This window comes from Microbacterium testaceum, assembly GCF_001476655.1.
Taxonomy (GTDB): Bacteria; Actinomycetota; Actinomycetes; order Actinomycetales; family Microbacteriaceae; genus Microbacterium; species Microbacterium testaceum_C.
This window is the reverse complement of sequence record NZ_LDRT01000035.1, coordinates 1-20,246: the sequence shown is the minus strand read 5'-3', so window position 1 is coordinate 20,246 and position 20,246 is coordinate 1. Positions and strand designations below refer to the sequence as shown.

The 20,246-nt window shown below is 70.3% G+C and carries 15 protein-coding genes; 8 read left to right on the top strand and 7 right to left on the bottom strand.

Annotated features, from left to right (window positions below; genetic code table 11):
• Positions 1-53: 53 nt before the first annotated feature.
• Positions 54-1,268 (bottom strand): amidohydrolase, encoded by a 1,215-nt coding sequence (locus NS220_RS06420; protein WP_058623258.1) that lies wholly within the window; start codon positions 1,266-1,268, stop codon positions 54-56.
• 222 nt (positions 1,269-1,490) lie between these two features.
• On the opposite strand from NS220_RS06420, the gene NS220_RS06415 reads away from it, so the two are divergent.
• The 3 genes from NS220_RS06415 to NS220_RS19175 all read left to right on the top strand — a co-directional run bounded on the left by NS220_RS06415 (position 1,491) and on the right by NS220_RS19175 (position 5,145).
• Complete coding sequence (locus tag NS220_RS06415; protein ID WP_058623257.1) at positions 1,491-2,684, top strand: NAD(P)/FAD-dependent oxidoreductase; 1,194 nt, start codon at positions 1,491-1,493, stop codon at positions 2,682-2,684.
• Between the two features lie 112 nt (positions 2,685-2,796).
• Positions 2,797-3,966: a DUF4190 domain-containing protein gene (locus NS220_RS06410; RefSeq protein WP_058623256.1), complete on the top strand. Its 1,170-nt coding sequence runs from the start codon at positions 2,797-2,799 to the stop codon at positions 3,964-3,966.
• An 81-nt stretch (positions 3,967-4,047) separates the two neighbouring features.
• Positions 4,048-5,145, top strand: a complete 1,098-nt coding sequence (locus tag NS220_RS19175; protein WP_081323014.1) for a TIR domain-containing protein — start codon at positions 4,048-4,050, stop codon at positions 5,143-5,145.
• 45 nt (positions 5,146-5,190) lie between these two features.
• Here the strand turns inward: NS220_RS19175 and NS220_RS06400 are convergent, their stop codons facing one another.
• Entirely contained in the window at positions 5,191-6,201 is a 1,011-nt protein-coding gene (locus NS220_RS06400) for a LacI family DNA-binding transcriptional regulator (protein WP_058623271.1), read from the bottom strand.
• 26 nt (positions 6,202-6,227) lie between these two features.
• Positions 6,228-7,907: a glycoside hydrolase family 13 protein gene (locus tag NS220_RS06395; RefSeq protein WP_058623254.1), complete on the bottom strand. Its 1,680-nt coding sequence runs from the start codon at positions 7,905-7,907 to the stop codon at positions 6,228-6,230.
• Between the two features lie 297 nt (positions 7,908-8,204).
• Here NS220_RS06395 and NS220_RS06390 point away from each other — a divergent pair, with 297 nt between their 5' ends.
• Positions 8,205-8,729 (top strand): adenine phosphoribosyltransferase, encoded by a 525-nt coding sequence (locus tag NS220_RS06390; RefSeq protein ID WP_058623253.1) that lies wholly within the window; start codon positions 8,205-8,207, stop codon positions 8,727-8,729.
• A 248-nt stretch (positions 8,730-8,977) separates the two neighbouring features.
• On the opposite strand, the gene NS220_RS06385 is transcribed toward NS220_RS06390, so the two are convergent.
• A complete protein-coding gene (locus NS220_RS06385) occupies positions 8,978-9,673 on the bottom strand; it encodes a TetR/AcrR family transcriptional regulator C-terminal domain-containing protein (protein ID WP_081323013.1) in 696 nt (231 codons plus the stop codon).
• A 110-nt stretch (positions 9,674-9,783) separates the two neighbouring features.
• On the opposite strand from NS220_RS06385, the gene NS220_RS06380 reads away from it, so the two are divergent.
• Both NS220_RS06380 and NS220_RS06375 read left to right on the top strand, forming a co-directional pair.
• The gene (locus tag NS220_RS06380; RefSeq protein WP_058623251.1) at positions 9,784-11,199 is read left to right on the top strand and encodes an APC family permease; all 1,416 of its coding nucleotides are present in this window, start codon (positions 9,784-9,786) and stop codon (positions 11,197-11,199) included.
• 50 nt (positions 11,200-11,249) lie between these two features.
• The gene (locus tag NS220_RS06375) at positions 11,250-12,878 is read left to right on the top strand and encodes an amidohydrolase (RefSeq protein ID WP_081323012.1); all 1,629 of its coding nucleotides are present in this window, start codon (positions 11,250-11,252) and stop codon (positions 12,876-12,878) included.
• A 64-nt stretch (positions 12,879-12,942) separates the two neighbouring features.
• On the opposite strand, the gene hpxO is transcribed toward NS220_RS06375, so the two are convergent.
• Genes hpxO through uraD form a run of 3 tightly spaced genes read right to left on the bottom strand, consistent with a single transcriptional unit; the run spans position 12,943 to position 14,980 of the window.
• Positions 12,943-14,127, bottom strand: coding sequence for an FAD-dependent urate hydroxylase HpxO (gene hpxO, locus NS220_RS06370; RefSeq protein WP_058623250.1), 1,185 nt, complete (start codon positions 14,125-14,127; stop codon positions 12,943-12,945).
• Between the two features lie 8 nt (positions 14,128-14,135).
• Positions 14,136-14,456 (bottom strand): hydroxyisourate hydrolase, encoded by a 321-nt coding sequence (gene uraH / locus NS220_RS06365; RefSeq protein WP_058623249.1) that lies wholly within the window; start codon positions 14,454-14,456, stop codon positions 14,136-14,138.
• A complete protein-coding gene (gene uraD / locus NS220_RS06360; protein WP_058623248.1) occupies positions 14,453-14,980 on the bottom strand; it encodes a 2-oxo-4-hydroxy-4-carboxy-5-ureidoimidazoline decarboxylase in 528 nt (175 codons plus the stop codon). Before uraD ends, uraH begins: the two co-directional genes overlap by 4 nt.
• Before the next feature lie 239 nt (positions 14,981-15,219).
• On the opposite strand from uraD, the gene NS220_RS06355 reads away from it, so the two are divergent.
• Together NS220_RS06355 and NS220_RS06350 are read left to right on the top strand one after the other, a co-directional pair.
• Positions 15,220-16,773 (top strand): RICIN domain-containing protein, encoded by a 1,554-nt coding sequence (locus NS220_RS06355; RefSeq protein WP_058623247.1) that lies wholly within the window; start codon positions 15,220-15,222, stop codon positions 16,771-16,773.
• A 37-nt stretch (positions 16,774-16,810) separates the two neighbouring features.
• The gene (locus tag NS220_RS06350) at positions 16,811-20,158 is read left to right on the top strand and encodes a metallophosphoesterase (RefSeq protein ID WP_058623246.1); all 3,348 of its coding nucleotides are present in this window, start codon (positions 16,811-16,813) and stop codon (positions 20,156-20,158) included.
• Positions 20,159-20,246: the final 88 nt, after the last annotated feature.

Genomic DNA, 20,246 nt, shown 5'->3' with positions numbered 1-20,246 from the left:
AGGGTGCCCGCGTCCTGCTGGACGCGGGCACCTCCGCGAGTGCGATCCGGACCTCAGCCCAGGAACTCCCGCGCCGCCACGACGAGGTTCTCGACGCCGCGGTCGATCGTCGGCTGCATCACCGGAGCGAAGAACGGCGAGTGGTTCGTCGGGATGTCGCGCTCGATCGTCCCGCCGGCCAGAGCGTCCGCGAAGGCCTGGGGGTCCACCCCGCCCCAGAACCAGTAGACGAGGGGCACTCCGGCGTCGCGCGCGAACCATGAGACGTCCTCGCTGCCGGTGAACATGCCCGGGTCGACGACGCTGGTCTCACCGAACGCCCGACGGAAGGCCGCGGACAGGCGGGCCGTGGCATCCGGATCGTTGATCGTCGGCGGCAGCGTGTGATCCGTCGTGATCGTCGGGGTCTTCTCGGCGCCCGAGGCCTGAGCCTCGGCGCGGACGATGCGTTCCACCTTCTCGAGCACGCGGTCACGGGCGTCGTCGTCGGGGTAGCGCAGGCTCAGCTCGAGCTTCGCCTCCGCGGGGATGATGTTGTTCTTCAGCCCCGCGTGGATCGACCCGACGGTGACGACGGCGACGTCTCGGGGATCGACCTCGCGCGAGACGATCGTCTGCAGCCGCATGACGGTCGCGGCCGCCATCACGACGGGGTCGATCGTCGAGTGCGGTCGCGAGCCGTGGCCGCCGCGGCCGTGCAGCACCACGGTGAGCCCGTCGGATGCCGCCATCTGGGTGCCCGGCCGCACACCGATCGTGCCCGCGGGAAGGGGCGTGACGTGCTGGCCGAGCACGATGTCGGGCTTCGGGTAGCGGTCCAGGATGCCGTCGTCGAGCATCGCGCGGGCACCCGCCCCGTACTCCTCGGCGGGTTGGAAGACGGCGATGACGGTGCCGGACCACTCGTCGGTCGTCGCGACGAGCCGCTCGAGCGCGCCGATCATCGCGGTGATGTGCATGTCGTGGCCGCAGGCGTGCATGACCGGGACGGCGTTGCCCGCCGGATCGGTGCCGCGCGCGGTGCTGGCGTACGCGAGGCCCGTCTGCTCCTCGACGGGCAGCCCGTCGGTGTCGGCGCGGAGCCAGACGACGGGTCCGTCGCCGTTGTCGATCCGCGTCACGATTCCCGTGCGGCCGACCCCCTCTTCGAACTCGAGCCCGAGCTCGGTGAGGTGCCGTGCGATGACTCCCGCCGTGCGCGTCTCCTGGAACGACAGCTCGGGGTGCGCGTGCAGGTCGATGTACAGATTCTCGAGGTCGACGCTCATGCCCCGAGCCTAGTTCGCCGCCTCACCCCGTGTCCCGCCGCGCCCGCACCGCCGTCCCGAGCGCGGCGAGCCGTTGAGTGTCCAAGACACGCCGTATCGGTGGGTGTGGTTGCGGCGTGTCTTGGACACTCAACGCAGGGACGGGGGGAGGGGGGAGTACAGGATGCCGCTTTGAGTCGCAACCCGTCCCGACAGCCCGGGCACGGCGGCGAGGCTGGCCGCATGACCACGACACACTTCGATCACCTCATCGTCGGCGGCGGCATGGTCGCGGACACGGCGGCGCGCGGCATCCGGGAACTCGACGCGGACGGCTCGATCGGCATCCTGAGCGACGACGTCGACGCTCCGTACACGCGCCCCGCCCTCAGCAAGAAGCTGTGGACCGACGACGAGTTCACGTGGGAGAAGGTGCCGCTCGGCACCGCGGAGGACACCGGGGCCGACGTCCGCCTGCGCACGCGCGTGACGGCGATCCGTCCCGAGGCGCGAGAAGTGGATGCCGAGGGGCAGACGTTCACCTACGGCACCCTCCTCGTCGCCACCGGGGGGAAGCCCGTGGCCCTGCCGATCGAGGATCGCTCGAACGGTGCCCGAGCGCTGTCATTCCGCACCGCCGAGGACTACCGCCGGCTGCGCGCGCTCGCCGACGAGGTCGACCGCATCGCCGTCGTGGGCGGCGGGTACATCGGCTCCGAGCTCGCTGCGGCTCTCGTCCAGAACGGCGTGGGCACGGTCCTCGTCCACACCGGCTCCGTGCTCGGCGACGCGGTCTTCCCGGCGGCCCTCGCCGAGCGGTTCGAGAAGCTCTTCCGGGACGCGGGTGTCGAGATCGTCGCCGGTGCGAAGGTCGTGGGGGGAGAGGCGGATGCCGACGGCGCCCGCCTCGAGCTCGAGAACGGCGACGCGGTGCGGGCGGATGCCGTGGTCAGCGGCCTCGGGATCGAGGTCGCCGCCGAGCTCGCCGAAGCCGCCGGACTCGCGGTCGACGACGGCATCGTCGTCGATTCCCAGCTGCGGACGTCGGTCGACGGCGTCTGGGCCGCGGGCGACGTCGCGAGCTACCCCGACCGCATCCTCGGGCGTCGCCGCGTCGAGCACGTCGACAACGCGAACGAGCAGGGACGGGCTGCGGGGCGCAACCTCGCGGGCGCCGCCGAGCCGTACACGCACACGCCGTACTACTACTCCGCGGTGTTCGGCATCCGGTACGAGGCGGTCGGAACGCTGGATTCCTCGCTCGACACGGTCGAGGACTGGATCGATCCCGAGCGCGGCGTCGTGTACTACCTCGACGAGGATCGCGTCGTCGGCGTGCTGTTGTGGAACGTGGAAGAGGCGCGCGACGCGGCGCGACGGGTCCTGGCCGAGGCCGACGGTCTGTCGCGCGACGACCTGCCCGGGCGTATCCGCTAGCGCCTCGGGAGGGTTTTGTCACGCCCTCACCGCTCCCGGCGGGGTCTACACCTCGTCGCTATGATGCTCCTGTTCTGCGCGACGCCGTCGCGGAAAATCCCCAGGAGTTCCTATGCCCGAACCTATCCTTCTGCACCTGACCCTCCCCGCCGGACCGGCACGTGACGCCGTCGCCTCGGCGCTTGTGGAGCAGGGGTTCACCGTGCAGCCGACGGCGACGGGATCGCTCGACGTCTCGCGCGGGAGCCTGGGAACGACCCTCATCGCGGGGGCTTTCGCCGGACAGGACATGCACGTGCGTTTCGACGTCCACGTGACGGACGGGCCCGAGGGCGCCGTCGTCGAGTTCGTCCACTCCGCGGCCGGCGGCTTCTTCAAGGGCGGCGCCGTCGGCGCGGTCAAGGCGGGCGACGTCGTGCGTGAAGCGGCGCACCGGACCGGCGTGCGCCTCGCGGAGCAGGGGCTCGTCCAGGGCGCGGTCCCCGTTCCTCCCGCACCCGAGGGTGTTCCGGCCCCCGCGGACGCTCCCGGTGCCGAGGGCGCCGCTCCGGCGGCTCCGCCATACACCGGATCGCCCTACGGCGAGGCTCAGCCGGGCGGCGTACCGGCCTACGCCGCGTCGGCATCCATCCCCCCGCCCGTGGACTACGCGAACCGCACCAATGTCGTGTCGATCTTCGCGCTCGTGCTGGGCTTCCTCGTACCGATCGGCGGCATCATCGCCGGCGTGGTCGGGCTCTCCCAGGTCAAGCGCACCGGGGAGAAGGGTCGCGGCCTCGCGATCGCCGGAATCATCGTCGGTTCGGTGATGACCCTGCTCACCATCGTCGGAGTGATCCTCTTCTTCGTCTTCGTGGCCCTCGGTGCCGCGGAGGAGGCGCAGTCGACCGACGATGGAGGCTTCTTCGACCCGAACCAGAACGCCCCCACCGAGTTCCTGTCGCTGCAGGTCGGACAGTGCCTCGACGATGTCTCGTCGGGGTTCATCACGAGCGACAACCTCGTCGACTGCGGCCTCCCGCACACCTATGAGGTCTTCGGCGGCTTCACCGTGCCCGACGGCGCCTTCCCCGGCGACGACGCGATCACCGCGTCGGCGCAGGAGCAGTGCGACGCCGCGTTCCAGTCCTACATCGGCGTCTCGTACGCCGACTCGACCCTCGAGTACAACTACATCGGTCCCTCGAGCGAGACCTGGGCGCAGGGCGACCGCGAGATCTCGTGCCTCGTCACCGACCCGGCCGGGGAGACCACGGGTTCGCTGCAGGGGTCCGCGCGCTGATCCACGCGGGGTCCGGGGCGTACGGTGCTCTTGTTTCCGCTCCTATATACGTGTGGGTTGTTCGCCCGGTAGGTTTTCCGCATGTCGGATACAAAGAGTGTTGCCGCACGCGGATTCTTGAGCTACACGCGCAAAGACAACGACGACTATGGTGGCGTCGTCGACCAACTGAAGCGGTCGCTTGAAGGAAGATTTCACGCGGCTACGGGACGCCAGCTTGAAATTTTCGTAGATCGCGACGCGATCGGTTGGGGTCAAGATTGGCGTGCGCGAATTCGTGAGAGCGTCCAATCGGCCACTTTCTTCATACCAGTTATCACGATGCGTTACTTCGAGAGTGAGGCATGTCGCGAGGAACTGTTGGCCTTCCATGAATATGCGAAGGAGCTTGGTGTAGAGGCCCTGATTCTCCCCGTGGTACTTGCTGGCGCGGATGTCATCTCGCCGGACGACCCTCGTGAGGATGTCCAGATGATTGAACGCCTCAACTACAAGAACATTGAGCCTGCTTGGCTTGCAGGGTATGAGTCGCCGGAATGGGCGATGGCTATCCATGGCATGGTTGGAGCGCTAAAGGAAAATCTCAGCGCCGCAGAGAGTGCGCTCTCGGATAGAGAGGGCGAGTCAGTCGCCAAACCTCCAAACGAATCAGGCGCCGGCCTTGACGAAGCGGAGCTAGCTGACGTGGTCGCACTGTCCGCCGACTTCGAAGAGATGGCGGCATTCCTGCCAACAGTTCAGGTGGCCATCGAAAATTTTGCTGCGGCGGCCGGAGCGCTGACCGAGCTTAAACTCGGGGCGGTCTCGCCGGCTCAGAGACAGGCGTCTCTGGTCCGCGTCGCGCATGACATGCTGCCGCCTGCGAATGGGCTCTCGTCCAGTGGCGCAGAATTGGAACAGCGCGTTCTCCGTGCCGATGCAAGGTTGAGGGCAGTAGCCGAGGAATTGCGGTCGATCGACGTGTCCGCTGCCCAGGAAAGTTTGAACTCTCTGAAGCTCGGATTCGCGGGAGTCGCCGAGTTGGCGCCCATGGTGCAGCAGATGGGGCAGCTTGTGCAGATGCTACGTATTGCGGCGCTCACGAATGTCACAATGAGGCGCAGCCTGCAGCCAGCGATTACGGGCATCAAATCGCTGTCGAACGCCATCGACACTGTTCGCAGTTGGAACCAGATTTGAGGAAGTAGGTAGTGGGGTGCCGAAGCCAGTTAAGAGGTTCGCCATTCAATTGAGGTGACCAGTGTCGACCCGACCCGTCGACCCGCGATCGACCAGCTCGAACGGAAGGGTGCCGAGGCCGGGGGCGGGTGCGGCGCCGTCGAGCTCGGCGAGAGCCGCCTCGGCGGCGCGCTCGCCCTGACCGCGCGCGAACTGGTCGACGGTCGTGAGGCCGAACCATCGCCCGAGCTCGTGCCCGTCGACCCCGATGATCGACACGTCGGCGGGGACGCGCAGGCCGAGCTCGCGCGCGGCGAGGATCGCGCCGATCGCCATCTCGTCGGAGGCCGCGAAGATCGCTGTCGGAGGGCCATCGCCGCGAAGCGTGCGGGTGGCCGCCGCGGAGCCGCCCTCGATGGTGAAGTCGGCCGGCTCGAACACGGGGGCGGCGCCGATGGCCTCCATCGTCTCGGTGAAGCCGCGGCGACGGAGGGCGGGGACCGAGGACGCCGCGTCGGTCGTCGTGTCAGCGCCGATGTGGGTGACGCGACGGTGGCCGAGAGCGATGAGGTGCTCGGTGGCGAGGCGCCCCACTGCGCGATCGTCCACGGTGAGCGTGGTCAGCAACGGGTTGGGGCCGCCGATCGAGACCACCGGGACCCCGAGGGTGCGAAGGAGCGCCGACTCGGCGGCATCCATCTCGATCGCAATGGTGATCACCGCGTCGATGCGCCGGCGGCGCAGGTGATCGTCGAACACGCGGCGGCGCTCGTCGGGGTCGGCGCTCACGCTGTAGAGCGTGATGTCGTAGCCCTCGCGCACGAGGGCGTCGGAGATCCCCGCGAGCACGGTGCTGAAGAACCACCGGTCGAGGAAGGGTACGACGACCCCGATCGCCCGCGCGCGTCCGGTCGCCAGGCTCGACGCGGCCGCCGACACGACGTAGCCGAGCTTCTCGGCCGCCGCGAGCACGCGGTCGCGGGTCGCCGTCGAGACGGGCCCGCGTCCGCTCAGCGCGCGCGAGACCGTGGCCGTCGACACCCCCGCCGCGCGGGCGACGTCGTCGATACCGACCACGGTCTCGCGACTGCGGATGCCGCGGCTTACGCCGCCGCGATCCACACGGTCGTGTCGGACGGCAGGCGGTCACCGTCGAGGGGACCGCTCGCGACGAGCACCTCGCCCGCGGGGAGCTCGACCGGCTCGTCGCCGAGGTTCGCGATCACCGTGAGCGTGCCGTTGCGGAACGCCACCACGTCGTCGCCGTAGCCGTCGAGCCACTCGAGGTCGCCGGCGCCGAGGTTGCGGCTTCGGCGCTCGGCGAGCAGCGAGCGGTACAGCGACAGGGTCGAGGCGGGGTCGTCGACCTGCACGTCCCGCGCGAGGGCGGCCCATTCCGCGGGCTGCGGGAGCCACGACTCACCCGTGGTGTTGAAGCCGTAGGCGGGGGCGTCGGCGGTCCACGGGATCGGGACGCGGCATCCGTCGCGACCGTAGCGCTCGCCGTTCGTGCGGAACCACGTCGGGTCCTGACGGGCGTCGTCGGGCAGGTCGATGACCTCGGGCAGGCCGAGCTCCTCGCCCTGGTACAGGTACGACGAACCCGGGAGGGCGAGCATCATCGACGTGGCGGCGCGCGCCCGACGCAGGCCCTTGACGGGATCGGGCTGGCCCGGGGACTTCGGGCCGATACCGGCGCCCTGGGGGTTCTCGGCCGTCAACGCGAGGCGCGAGGCGTGGCGTACGACGTCGTGGTTCGACAGCACCCAGGTGCTGGGGGCGCCGACGGCACCGTACTCGTCGAGCGACTCGGTGATCACGGCGCGGAGGGCGGCGGCATCCCATTTCGTCTCGAGGTAGTGGAAGTTGAACGCCTGGTGCATCTCGTCGGGGCGCACCCACAGGGCCGTCTCGGCGACGGTGGGCAGCCACGCCTCGGCGCAGAGCGCCCGGTCGCCGTCGTACTCGGCGAGCACCTCGTGCCATTCGCGCCAGACCTCGTGTACGCCGGGCTGACCCCAGTACGGGACCTCTTCGGCGTCGCCGCCCATCGAGCCGCCCTCGGGGTCGGGCGTGAAGTCGGGCAGGCCCTCAGCCTTGATGAGACCGTGAGCGACGTCGACGCGGAACCCGTCCACGCCGCGGTCGAGCCAGAAGCGCAGGATGTCGCGGAACTCGGCGCGCACCTCTTCGTTGGTCCAGTCGAAGTCGGGCTGGCTCTCGTCGAAGATGTGCAGGTACCACTGGCCCGGCGTGCCGTCGGCTTCGGTCACGCGCTTCCACATGCCGCCGCCGAAGACGCTCTCCCAGTTGTTCGGGGGCAGCTCGCCGTTCTCGCCCTTGCCGTCGCGGAAGATGTACCGCGCCCGCTCCGGGCTGCCCGGAGCGGCCTTCAGCGCCTCCTGGAACCAGACGTGCTGATCGCTGGAGTGATTCGGCACGAGGTCGACGATGACCCGGATGCCGCGCTCGTGCGCGCCCGCCAGCATGGCGTCGAAGTCGGCCAGGGTGCCGAAGATCGGGTCGACGTCGCGGTAGTCGGCGACGTCGTAGCCCGCGTCCTTCTGCGGCGACCGCTGGAAGGGGCTGAGCCAGATGGCATCCACTCCCAGCTGCTTCAGGTCGTCGAGGTGGGCGGTGACACCGGGCAGGTCGCCGAGGCCGTCGCCCGAGGCGTCGGCGAACGAGCGGGGATAGATCTGGTAGATGACGGCGGTGCGCCACCACTCCGAGCCGGGTGCGGACGCGAGCTCGGGTCGCGAGTCCTCCTGCGTGAAAGTCATGCGGTACACCGTACTGCAAGCGCTTGCATCGGCGTCAAGCGGATTCCTCGTCGCCCGCCGTCGCCCCCGCCCGCGCCACCCGCTCGCACTCCCGTGGCCCCCGTTCACGCTCCCGTGGCCCCCGTTCACGCTCCCGTGCGGGGCCGCGGTCCCGGGTCTCGCTCGCCCTCGCGTTCCGTGCACGTTGAGTGTCCAAAACACCTGGACGGTTCCGAATTCGTCCGGGTGTTGTGGACACCCAACGGGGAGAGCGCGGGCGCGAGGGCGCGGGCGCGGGGGCGCGATTAGGCTGGGGCGGTGCCCGACGCCTCCGCCCTCACCCGTGCCGAATCGCTGATCACGAGCATCCCCGACTACCCGAAGCCGGGGATCGTGTTCCGCGACATCACGCCCCTGTTGACGGATGCCGCGGCCCTGCGCACCGTCGTCGACGCGCTCATCGAGCCCTTCGTCGGCCGGTTCGACGCTGTCGCGGGAGTCGAGGCGCGCGGCTTCCTCCTCGCGGGTGCGGCTGCCATCGCCGCCGACGTCGGACTCATGCCCATCCGCAAGGCGGGGAAGCTGCCCCGCCCCGCCGCCGCCGTCGAGTACGACCTCGAGTACGGCTCGGCCACCATCGAGATGCACGACGACAACGCCGCCGGTGCGCGCGTGCTCCTGCTCGATGACGTGCTCGCGACGGGTGGCACGCTCGCCGCCGGCCGCGAGCTGCTCGAGGCAGTGGGCAGCGAGGTCATCGGCATCGCGACGCTGCTCGAGATCGACGGCCTCGGCGGTCGCGAGGCTCTCGGCGGCGACGTGCACGCGGTCTTCCGCGTCTGAGGCGCACGGCGGGCGTGTCCGCCGGGCGGGGCGTGCAGAACTCCTGCGTTCTCGCCGGTCGCGGTTGAGGCCCCGCGTGTTTCCGCGGTCGCCGGGCGCCCGGCATCCCGTTTTTCCGGAGTTCTGCTCGCCGTCTACCGCGCCGTGCGACCGCGCCGTGCGGCCGCGCCGTGCGACCGCGCCGTGCGACCGCGCGGTGCGACCGCGCCGTCGACCGCGCCGTGCGACCCGGACGTGAGGGGGACGGCTCACGCGGCCCCGCGCCCCAGGCGCAACCGCAGGCCCTCGAGCAGAGCGTCGAGGCCGAGAGTGAACGCGAGGTCGGCGGGGGTGACGCCCTCGGCCGCGGCGAGCTCGCGGCGCGCGTGGTAGGCGCCGGCGAAGCCGGGAACGTCGGTCCGCTGGCCCGGGTCGAGCATGTCCTGAGGGGCGGAGGCATCGAGTGCCGACCCCAAGACGAACGACTCCACGGCCACGATGACGCTCATCGACTCCGCGGCCGACCAGCCGGCATCCTGAAGCTGGGACGCGAGGTGGTCGTAGGCGGTGCCGACCGTGGAGTCCGCGTCGAGGGGGAGGGTGGACAGGTACGCGACCGTCGCGGGGTGGGCCGCGAACGCCGCGCGGTAGGCGTGCGCCCAGGTGCGCAGGGCGCGGTCCCATCGAGGGTCCGGTGTCGCCTCCCCGTCGATCCGTTCGGCCAGGATCTCGCGGATCTCGGCGAAGACCGCCGCCTTGTTCTCGACGTGGTTGTACAGCGACGACACGCGGACGCCGAGGGCTCGCGCGAGATCGCTCATGCGGAATCCCGTGTCGCGACCATCGTCGAGGAGGCGCAGGGCGGTCTCGCCGATGAGCCGGCGTGACAGGATCCCGACCCGGGGGCGCCCCACCGATCGAGGGCGTTCGTCGACCTCGGACGCTGGCTTCGTCGCTGCACTCACGCTGTTCCCTCGCCGTCGGGTCGGAGAAACTCATTGTACGTGGGGCTAAATCGAACTATGTTCGTTTAACGCGATCGCTGGTGATCGCCCCTCACCCAAGGAGTTCGCTCATGACTCAGCGTTCCCGCACCTCCCTTCCCCGCTCGATGGGCGTCGCCGGCCTCACCCTCTTCGGCATCTCGTACATGGCCATCGGCACGGTGTTCACCACCTACGGCATCGTGAACCAGCTGACCGAGGGGCACCTCGTGGCGTCCTACGTCGTCGCCCTGGTCGTGATGCTGTTCACCGCGTCGAGCTACTCCGCGATGGTCCGCCGCTATCCGGTCGCCGGCTCGGCGTACACCTACGCGCAGCAGTCGTTCGGCGGGGGCGTCGGCTTCCTCACCGGGTGGATCCTGCTGCTCGACTACCTCTTCATCCCGATGATCAACTTCCTGATCCTCGGCCTGTACGCCAACACGCAGTTCCCGGCGGTGCCCGTGTGGGTGTTCACCCTCGGCGCGATCATCGTGGCTCTCGTCCTGAACGTCCTCGGCATCTCGCTGGTGAGCAAGGTCAGCACGGTCGTCGTCCTGGTGTCCTTCGCCGCCGTCATCGTCTTCGCCTTCTTCGCGATCAAGACCGCGATCGGCGACCCGAACGCCCCTGGCGTCTTCGAGCCGTTCCTCCCGGGCAGTGCGCAGTTCAACCCCGTCCTGACCGGCGCCGCGGTGCTCTCGCTCTCCTTCCTCGGGTTCGACGCCGTGTCGACGCTCTCCGAGGAGGCCAAGCGCCCCCGTCGCGACATCCCGATCGCGATCATGGTCACGACCGTCGTCGGCGGACTGCTGTTCATCGCGGTGGCCTGGGTGGGTGCCCTCGCCTACCACCTGCCCGACTGGAGCGCCGCGCCGCAGGCGCTCCTGGATGCCGCGGGCGCGGTGCTCTTCGACCACGTCGGTGGCCCGATCCTGGCCGGCGTCTTCGTCTTCATCACCGTCCTGGGCACGCTCGGCGCCGGACTCGCAGGCCAAGCGGCGGTGTCCCGCATCCTGTTCTCGATGGGGCGCGACGGCATCCTGCCTCGTCCGCTCGGCGGTCTCTCCCGGAAGTACGGCACACCGGTGGTCGCGACCGCGCTCGTGTCGGTGATCGCCCTCGCGGGCCTGTTCGTGACGCTGTCGCAAGCGGCGTTCATGATCAGTTTCGGCGCGCTCGTCGCCTTCGCGATGGTGAACCTCTCGGTCATCCGCACCTACCTCTTCGGTCCGCGAACGGAGCGGACGGCGCTCACCGCGGGACGCCTCGTGCGGTACGGCATCGTGCCGGCGATCGGTTTCGTGCTCACGCTGTGGCTGCTGAGCTCGCTCGAGGGCGTGACGTGGATCATCGGCGGCGCGTGGGCGCTCGTGGGCGTGGTGATCCTCGCGGTCAAGACGGGGATGTTCCGCAGGCCCGTCCCGAAGCTCGACTTCTCGGAGGTCGAGCCCACCACCGAGACCATCGACCAGCTGCCGCGCGAGTCCTTCCTGGGGCAGAAGTGACGGCATCCGATCGAGGTGACACCCGTCGATCACGGAGAAGGAGTGCGTTCATGCCGGAGAACATCGACCTCGTGGTCCTCGCGGGAGCGGTCCTCACGCCGTCGGCCCTGGCCGGCGCGCCCGCGGAGGCCGGATTCGTGGCGATCCGCGACGGAGAGATCGTCGCAGTGGGGACCCCGGATGCCGCGGACTCCTGGAGATCGCGCGCGGGCCGCGTCGTCGACCTGGGCGATGCGACGCTCACGGCCGGCATCGTCGATGCGCACATCCACCCCGTTGCGGGGATCGGCCTGACTCGTGGGGTCGACTTGAGTGCCGTGGCGACCCTCGACGAAGCCCGGCGTGCGCTCGCCGAGGAGGCGGCAGACGCGGGGGAGTGGGTCCTCGGTTGGGGTCTCGATCCGAACGTGTTCGGCCCCGCAGCACCGTCCGGGGCGCTCTTCGACCTGCTTCCGTCGGACCGTCTGGCGCTCGTCCAGCTCTTCGACGCCCACTCCGCGATCGCCTCGGCGGCGGCTCTGGAGCGCGCCGGCGTCACGGGTGCCGAGAGCTTCGACGACTCCTCGTCGATCGCGGTCGACGAGCACGGGACGCCGACCGGGTACCTGCTCGAGCAGAGCGCGATGAGCCGGGTCACCGGCATCCTGCCGATCCTGACCTTCGAGGACCGGCGCGACGCGCTCGGCGCCATCCTCCGCGGAATGGCCGAGACCGGCGTCACGATCGGACAGATGCTCGACTCGTCCGACCCCGATGCCTTCGATCTCTTCGACGCGCTCGAGGCTGAGGGAGAACTGCCGATCCGCCTTCGCGTCTCGCCGATGGCCGTGCCGGGCTCCCATGAGAGCGATTGGGCGCGGCTCGCGGATCTTCAAGGGCGCCATGGCCGGCGATGGGAGGTCCGGGGCATCAAGCTCATGATCGACGGCACCATCGACAACGGCACCGCGTGGCTGCGCGAGCCCGACACGCACGGCGAGTCGACCGAGTCGCTGTGGCTGCGTCCGCCCGAGTACGCCGCCGCGGTCGCGTACTTCCACGCGCGCGGCATCCCCACGACGACCCACGCCATCGGCGATCGCGGGATCGAGTTCGTCGCCGCGACGTTGAACGCCCTCGAGCGCACCGGGGTGCCGCACCGCATCGAGCACATCGAGACGCTGCCCGACGACGTGCTCGACCTCATCGTCGAGGCCGGGGTCTCCGTCAGCATGCAGCCCACGCACTGCACCCATTTCACGCGCGCCGACCACACCGACAACTGGTCGCGCCGTCTGGGAGATGAGCGCGCCGACCGCGCGTGGCGCACGCGTGATCTGCACGACAGGGGTGTGGTCGTGGCTCTCGGATCCGATTGGCCCGTCGCCCCCTACGACGCCCGGGCCACGCTCGCCGCGGCGATGCTCCGCCGCCCCGCGGGGCGCACGGACGTCACCCCCGTGCTCCCCCATCAGGCCCTCGACGCCCCGGTGGCGCTCGACGCCCACACCCGCGGGTGGTGGCGCTCGGTCGGTGAGCGCGGAGGGACGATCGAGGAGGGGATGCCGGCCTACCTCACGGCGTTCGCCGCCAACCCGCTGTCGGCGGATCCCGACGCGTTCGCGAGCGCCCACGTGCTCTTGACGGTGGTCGGGGGCGACGTGGTGGTGGACCGATCGGTGGCCGCCGCGCGGCGGTGACGCGCCCGCGCCGGACGCCCGCGCCGGACGCTCGCGCTCCGCGTCGGCGAGGGAAGGGAACGGCTCAACGCATCACGCTCGCGCCCAGCTCCACGGGGCTTCCCTCGATGTTCCCCACGATGCCGCGGATGACCCCGGTGCCGTCCTCGCGGCGCAGGCCGTCGTACCAGGCCTCGGTCGCGGCGACGTCGAACGCGTGCGTCTCATGCGCGCGCTTGCGGGCCCGCAGCACGAGGTCGCCGGCCCGCTCGGTGCGGATGCGCTCGTAGCGCTTCAGTGAGTCCTCGACGCCGAGCGTCGCCGTGGCGAACACGATGCCGAGCGCGAAGCTGTCCTCCAGCGCCGAGCACGCGCCCTGCCCGATGTCGGGCGCGGTGTTGTGCGCCGCGTCGCCGAGGATCGCGACCCTCCCGCGCACCCAGGTGTCGAAGGGGTCGATATCCCAGATCTCGACGCGGTTGAGCGACTCGTCGGGGTCGATGCCGTCGAGCAGTGCGCGCACCCCGGGGGCGCCCCACGACCCGAAGGCGGCCTCCAGGGCGGCCATGCGGTCCTCGACCACACCCGAGGGGCCGGGCACGTCGACGAAGAAGTAGAAGCGGTCGCCGGCCACGGGCATCACCGCGCAGCGTTTGCCGTCGCCGACGTAGGTGGTCCACTGCTCGAGCGGTCCGATCCGCTCGTCGGCCTTCACGAGACCGTTGTAGTTCACGTACCCCGAATAGGACCGTTCGGGACGGATGCCGGTGGGCTCGGTGACGTAGTCGCGCACGAGCGAGCGCGCCCCGTCGGCCCCGATCAGCAGATCGGCGGTGTCGGTGGTGCCATCGGCGAAGGTGGCGGTGACGACGCCCTCGGCCTCGGAGACGCCGACCAGCTGCTTGCCGAGGTGGATCTGGGCGGAGCCGACGGCATCCATCATCAGCTGCTGGAGGTCGGCGCGGGCCACCGGATAGGGCCGCTGGCCCGTCTGCTCGGTGACGGGAGACAGGCTGAAGCGGCACAGTTCCTCGCCGGTGTGCCCGTCGTAGTAGGCCATGTCGTCCATCCGCCCGCCGAGGGCGGCGACCTGGGGGCCGAGACCGAGCCAGTTCAGCACCTTCACGCCGTTGGACCACAGCGACAGCGCCGCGCCGACGGGGCGGTTCTCGCGCATGCGGTCGTAGACGACGACGTCGTGGCCGAGCTTCTGCAGAGCGAGGGCGGCGGAGGTTCCGCCGACACCGGCGCCGATGACGATGACCTTCATGACGCTCCTCAGCTGCCGCGGTAGGTCGAGTAGGCGAAGGGGCTCAGCAGCAGCGGCACGTGCAGGTGCGCCTCGCCCGCGACGGTGAAGGTCACCGTGACGACGGGGTGGAACGAGGTGACGCCGCGCCCGCGGAAGTAGGCCCCGGTTCCGAAGGTCAGGGCGTAGTCGCCGTCGTCGAGCCGGTCGGGACCGAGGGCGAGGCGACCATCGACGTCGGTCGTGCCCTCGGCGACGGGGGTGCCGTCGAGTCGGGCCAGCGCGACGCTGACGCCGGTCGCGGGTGTGCCCGTCGTGGCATCCAGGAGGTGAGTGGTGAGGTGGGTCATTCCGCGTCCTCGGGCTCGGCGGGGGCGTCGTCGGCGAAGGTGGTCCGCAGGCGCAGCAGGGCGATCTCGGCGAGCTGGCGGGTGGCCTCGATGGTCTCGGCGGTGGGGTCGTTGGTCAGGCGGCGCTCGAGTTCGGCGCGCATCTCACCCGGGGTGCGCCCGGCGGCGCGGATGAGGAAGACCCGGCCGAACCGCTCCTCGTAAGCGGCGTTCCCTGCGGCGATGGCCGCGATGTCGTCGTCGTCGGCGGATGCCATGGACCCCTGCTCGCGACGGGATGCCGCGGCCTCCGCGCCCTCGCCGGAGACCTTCGCGCCGATGCGCGGGTGCGCGTGCAGGGCGGCCGCGAGGTCGTCCGGTGACCAGGCGGCGGCGAGGTCTCCGGCGTAGGAGGCGAGGGCCTCGACGCTTGCGTACGGGCGACCCGCGACGAGGGCATCGACCCAGCCCGGGACGTCGGCCCACACGCGGGCGGTGGCCGTGGCATCCGCGTCGTCGAGGGCATGGAAGTCGTGCAGGTGCATGCCCGTCAGGTTAGGGGCGTCGCGTTACGGCGCTGTGGCGGGATGTGTCGGCGGTGTTGCTGTGGCGAACATTCTTCGCGGACTCCGGACCTCCACCGGGTTTCCGCACGCGTCCACGCGGCGAGAACCCGCCGTTCATCCGTAGATACCGTGCGCGAGGGGTGCCCGGTAGATCGCGTGGATAGCTTCGGTCCGGCCCGCCCGAGGGCCGCCGCCCCGAAGAGAGGACCCTGTTCCCCATGCCCCCCACGTCTCCGAGACGGTCCCTGCGCCTTCTCGCCGCCGTCGCCGTCTCGCTCATCGGCCTGACGATCGCCGCACCGGCCTCGGCCACCCCGTCCTCCGCCCTCCCATCGGGGGTCGGCGCTCCCACTCTCATGCTCCTGGAGAGCGTGAACGCGCCCGGAAAGGTCCTGCAGCTCGGCGACACGAACGCACAGGTGTCTTCGGCGCCGGGGGCGACAGACCGCGCCGCCGCCGCGATCGAGACCATGAAAACCGGCAACGCGGCGTCGTTGAAGGCGCAGGCCCTGCGCGTGTATCCCGTGACGGGATCGGCCCACACCTATCTGATCGCCGATCAGCAGGACCGGGTCCTCATCCGCTCCCGCAACAACCAGTCGACCTTCCGCTATCTCCAGCTCGCCGACGTCGCCGACTCCGCATCCGACCCGTATGCCCAGTGGGAGGCGCGCGACGCCGGCGACGGCACCGTCAACCTCGTGAACGTGCAGTCGGATCCGTCGTCGCAACCCGCCGCGCTCGATCTCTACAACTGGAAGACGACCGACGGCTCGGAGGTGCAGACCTACACCCTCAACGCCGGCGCCGCCGTGCAGAAGTGGCGGATGCACACGTTGCAGGCCACCGTGGCCGTCCCGACCGCGGTGGTCCCCGCGGGGTCGGCCCCCTCGATGCCGACGAACCTCGCCGCCCGGTACGGCTGGGGCGGATCGGTTCCCCTGACGTCGATCGCCTGGCGCATGCCCGATCGATCGGTCTGGAACAGCAACGGCGAGGTCGACGTGACCGGAACGGCATCCGGCTTCTTCGGTGAGGCTATCGCGGTGACGGCGCACTTCTCGGTCGGTTCGCCCGGAGAGGCCGACGATGCGGCGCTGACGTCCTACGCGGGGGTGAGCGTGAAGGAGCTCCGGATGCTCGCCCCGCGCACGGTCGTGCGCAAGGTCCCCGGAACGGGGGCGACGGTGACCTCCCCGGTGTCCTGGGACTGGGCGGCTCTCACGGATGCCGCGTTCGCGCAGCCCGGGACCGTCACCGTCTCCGCCGTCACCGGTTCGGGCTTCCGCGCGCGCCTGATCGTCACGCTCGTCGCACCCGAGCGCGTGAACCTGCTGCGGCAGAGCGGCGTGCACCCGGACTACGCGTTCAAGGACGGCACGACGTTCGCCCTCACCGACGGCAACCGCAACGCCGTCGGTTTCGCCGACTGGCGAAGCGGCGGCGCCGCCAACCGCGTCAACCCCAACCGCGTGTCGTTCTCCTTCGACCAGCCGCGCCAGATCACCGGGGTCGGCGTCTACGACATCGGGGGGAAGCAGAACATCGGCACGGTGACCGTCCAGTACCGCACGCTGCTCGGCGGATGGAAGAACCTGCCGACCACGTCGGGCTGGCCCTACGCCAACCCGACCACCAACCTCTCCCTCGAGGTCACCTCGACCCCCGTGCTCGCCACCGGCCTGCGCGTGATCGTCGGCAACAAGTCGTCCGCGACGTGGATGACCCTCTCCGAGGTCGAGGCCTACGGGCCCCGCACCCCCGCCTCCTGACTCGCTGTTCCGCTCCCTGCATCCGATGAGAAGAGAGATGTCCATCCAGCCTCGTCGCGCCTCGCGCGCGCGTTCCGTGGTCGCCGCCGTGACGGCCCTCGCCCTGTCCACCCTCGCCTTCGGCAACGCCCCCGTCGCGCTCGCGGCCGACGGCGGCGCGCCCGCTTCGGCCGCGTCCGCCGCGGCATCCGGCGCCGCATCCGGCACCGCGCCGGCCGCCGCGGACCGATCCAGCTTCCTCCTGCCGGTGCTGCCCGACACGCAGTTCTATTCGCGGTACAGCGCGTCGCAGTTCTACCCGCAATACGGCACCAATCCGTTCGAAGCGCAGACGCAGTGGGTCGTCGATCACAAGAACGACCTGAACATCCCGTTCGCCGTGCAGCTCGGCGACGTCGTCGACCAGCAGTGGGTGGGCGACCAGTGGACCGCCGCCGCGAAGGCCATGCGGATCCTCGAGGACGGGGGCGTACCGTACTCGATCATCCCCGGCAACCACGACGTGGCCGATCAGGGCGCGCGCTCCTCCGAGGGCAACGCGGCGAACTACCTGTCGAACTTCGGGGCGACGACACTGAAGCGGCAGGCCGGGGGAACGCTGCTCGGCACGTTCCAGAACGGTTACTCCTCGGCTTACGACTTCCAGGCGGAGGGACACGACTGGATCGTCCTCTCGCTCGGCTGGAACGCCTCGGACGACACCTTCGCCTGGGCCCAAGGCATCCTCGATGCCCACCCGGGTGTTCCTGTGGTGCTGAACTCGCACGCGATCATCGGCATCGACCAGGACCAGGTCTCGCCCACGAGCTGGTGGTACGGCGACCTGCTCTGGGACAAGCTCATCCGCAAGAACGACCAGATCATCCTGACCCTGAACGGTCACTTCCACGGAGCGACCCAGCGAACGCTGACCAACGACTTCGGACACCCCGTGTTCGAGGTGCTGACGGACTACCAGATGGCCGCGGACGGCGGTAACGGCATCATGACGTTGTTCGAGTTCGACCTCACGAACAACAGCATCGACGTCGACACCGTCTCGCCCTGGGTGCCGATGAAGCACGCCGACGCGCTCACGTCGACGGACACGCCGGTGCTGGACGGCAAGTGGCAGGACTTCAGCCTGCCGATCGACTTCGGGGCGCGGTTCGGCTGGAAGGCGCCCACCGCGGCGCAGTCCGACAACGGCGACCTCTCGGCGCGGGCCAAAGAGATCGTGTCGGCCGGGTGGACCGGTCACGGCAAGGAGCAGCAGCTCGCCGCCGCCGGCAGTGACAGCGACTACGTCCGCGTCGACGGGACGCTCGCGCACTGGCGGTTCGGCGGTGTCGCCGAGGGCGACGTGACGGACACGACCGAGATCCCCGACATCGCCGGGTCGAGCCCGATGTACCGCAACCCGGTGAACGACACCGACGCCCCCGACACGAGCGACGACGTCTCCATCTCGCACGCCAACGCCCCCGTGTACTCGGCGGACAAGGGTGCGGTCTGCTTCACCGACGTGCACCGCAACGCCGGCGCGCGCGACAACCTCGGCTACCTCACCACGGAGTACGGGGCCCCGGCCACCTTCGCCCACCTCGACGCCAGCACCGGCTACACGCTCGAGACGTTCCTGCAGATGGACAGCAACTGGACCGAGGCGGCCAACCGCTGGGGAGCGGCCATCACTCGCGGCGGTGCCCGACAGTGGATGGGGATCAACGACTCCTCCGACCCCGGTGCCGGTGCCGCCTGGCTGGGGATCTCCAACCTCCGCGAATACCAGTACTCGGCCGCCGACCCGCGCTCGAAGAACTCCTACACCCTCTGGTCGGGCGAGATCATGCCCGGGGCGTGGCATCACGTCGCGATCGTGAACAACCCGGCCGCGGGGACGGTCATCATGTACGTCGACGGCGTGCCGGTGCTGCGCAACGCCTCGCAGGTCGGCGGGATGATGGCCGCCGACTTCATGCCGTGGATCATCGGCGCGTCGACGTGGAACGAAGAGCCCGAGCACGGCTGGTACGGCTGCGTGGGCGAGACGCGTCTCGTCGACCACGCCCTGACCACCGACCAGTTCCTGTACCAGCGTCAGAACATCGACGCCGGCGGACCGCAGTTCACCCTCACCACGGACGTGTCGTCGGCCCAGCCGGCGGGAACCTCTCTCGCCTCGTTCGACGGCACGGGGCTCGCCGGGGCCGACGTGCGCGTCGTCGACCAGGGGCGCACGGTCGGGCGTGCAGCGGTCGCCTCGGACGGCACCTGGCACGTCGCCCTCGACACCCCCGTCGCAGGGGCCGGCGCTCACCCGCTGAGCTTCGTGCAGTCGCTCGGCAGCCGCGACGGGAAGGCGCTCGAGGCCACGGTCACCATCTCGGCATCCCTGCCGACGCTCACCGACCCGTCGGACCAGCGCGTGCTGGTCGGGGCGACCGCGACGTTCTCGGTGATCGCGGGGGGATCGCCCGCTCCGACCGTGTCCTGGCAGTCGTCGACGGACGGATCGACCTGGACGGATGTCGCAGGGGCCACCTCGTCGACCCTGACGGTGAAGGATGCCAGCACCGCGATGAACGGTCGGACCTTCCGCGCCGTGGCCTCCAACGCCGAGGGTGGCAAGACCGTGTCGGCGGCGGCGACCCTCACCGTCGTCGACCCCGTGCCGCACCAACCGTCGTCCTCGGACACGGCTCCCGTCGACGTCGTCGGTCCCCTCGACGGGGGAACCACGGTGACGGTGCACGCGGGCGCGGCGCACAGGGGTCAGGTCCTGCGGGCGTGGGCGTGGTCCTCACCGACGGATCTCGGACAGGTGACGACGGATGCCGCCGGGGACGCGGTCGTCGACATCTCGCGGCTCGAACCGGGCCGACACACCGTCGCGCTCACGCAGCCGAACGATCCGACCGTCGTCGCGTGGGGCACGTTCGAGATCCCGGTGCACCCGACGACTCTGCGCGACAGCGCGGAACTGCGCACCACGGTGACCGCGAGCGACCTGTGGTCGCTCGATGCGCAGAAGTCCTCGGTGGACTTCGGCGCGGTCGAGCGGGGGACGCGGGCGACGGCGAACCTGGGCAGGGTCACCGTCGTGGACGATCGTGCCGCGCTCACGGGATGGACGCTCACCGCGACGGCCACGCCCTTCACCAGCGGCACCTACTCCGCTCCGGCGGATGCCCTCGGCATCCGACCGATGCCGTTCGCCGGCGACGCCCTGCTCCCGGGTCTCGCCGTGGGCACGGGCGGAGGCGTCATCGCCTCGTCCTCGGCCGGGGTGTCCACCGGGGTCGGCGGGGCTCGCTTCGACGCGGGGCTGGACTTCACGCCGCCGAAGGACGCTCCCGTCGGCGTCTACCACTCGACGCTGACGCTCACGCTCGTCGCGAAGTAGAACATGCGGAGCCCCCGTCGACCTTCGGGTCGGCGGGGGTTTCGTCGTGTCACGGGGTCCGCGTGCTTCCTGGCGGGCGGGGCCGGGG